The sequence below is a fragment of the Cetobacterium somerae ATCC BAA-474 genome, assembly GCF_000479045.1.
Lineage (GTDB): Bacteria > Fusobacteriota > Fusobacteriia > Fusobacteriales > Fusobacteriaceae > Cetobacterium_A > Cetobacterium_A somerae.
In genome coordinates this window covers 1-1,209 of record NZ_KI518145.1, presented here as the reverse complement: position 1 = coordinate 1,209, position 1,209 = coordinate 1, and the positions used below count along the sequence as shown (strand labels likewise).

At 40.3% G+C, this 1,209-nt stretch carries 1 protein-coding gene; it reads right to left on the bottom strand.

Annotated features, from left to right (window positions below):
• Positions 1-9: 9 nt before the first annotated feature.
• On the bottom strand, positions 10-1,194 hold the full coding sequence (gene tuf, locus HMPREF0202_RS06610; protein ID WP_040406695.1) for an elongation factor Tu: 1,185 nt from the start codon (positions 1,192-1,194) through the stop codon (positions 10-12).
• Positions 1,195-1,209: the final 15 nt, after the last annotated feature.

Here is a 1,209-nt window from a genome sequence, read left to right as displayed (position 1 = left end):
TAAGTAAGATTACTTAGTAATTTCTGCAACAACTCCAGAAGCTACTGTTCTTCCTCCCTCTCTGATCGCGAATCTTAATCCTGGCTCCATTGCGATTGGGTGGATTAACTCTACTGTCATCTCAATGTTATCTCCTGGCATTACCATTTCTACTCCCTCAGGTAAGTTGATTGCTCCAGTTATATCTGTAGTTCTGAAGTAGAACTGTGGTCTGTATCCTGAGAAGAATGGAGTATGTCTTCCTCCCTCTTCCTTAGTTAATACGTATACCTCTGATTTGAATCCTGTATGTGGTAATATTGATCCTGGCTTACATAATACTTGTCCTCTTTCAACATCCTCTTTCTTGATTCCTCTTAATAATGCTCCGATGTTATCTCCTGCTTGACCTTGATCTAACAGCTTTCTGAACATCTCTACTCCTGTACAAGTTGATTTTGTAGTATCTTTGATTCCTACTATTTCAATCTCTTCTCCAACTTTTACAATTCCTCTTTCTACTCTTCCAGTTACAACTGTTCCTCTTCCTGTAATTGTGAATACATCCTCAATTGGCATTAGGAATGGTTGGTCTACTGCTCTTGCAGGTGTTGGAATGTAAGAATCTACAGCGTCCATTAGAGCTTTGATTTGGTTAACCCATTTCTCTTCTCCGTTCATTGCTCCTAAAGATGATCCCATTATTACTGGTAAATCGTCTCCTGGGAATCCGTACTCTGTTAATAACTCTCTTACTTCCATTTCAACTAACTCTAATAACTCTTCGTCGTCTACCATGTCAGCTTTGTTTAAGTATACTACGATGTATGGAACTCCAACCTGTCTTGATAATAGGATGTGCTCTCTTGTTTGTGGCATTGGACCATCTGCTGCTGATACAACTAAGATAGCTCCGTCCATTTGTGCTGCTCCAGTGATCATGTTCTTTACGTAATCCGCGTGACCTGGACAGTCAACGTGCGCGTAGTGTCTCTCTACTGTTTCGTACTCGATGTGAGCTGTATTGATTGTGATTCCTCTTTCTCTCTCTTCTGGTGCAGCGTCGATGTTAGCGAAATCTACTTTCTTAGCTAGTCCCATATCTGATAATACTTTTGATATTGCTGCTGTTGTTGTTGTTTTTCCGTGGTCAACGTGTCCGATTGTTCCAATGTTAACGTGCGGTTTGCTTCTTTCAAATTTTTCTTTAGCCATTTGAAATTTCCTCCT

Bases quoted from the DNA above. Each gene is read 5' to 3' on its own strand.
- tuf (WP_040406695.1), bottom strand. From the start codon at position 1,194: ATGGCTAAAGAAAAATTTGAAAGAAGCAAACCGCACGTTAACATTGGA.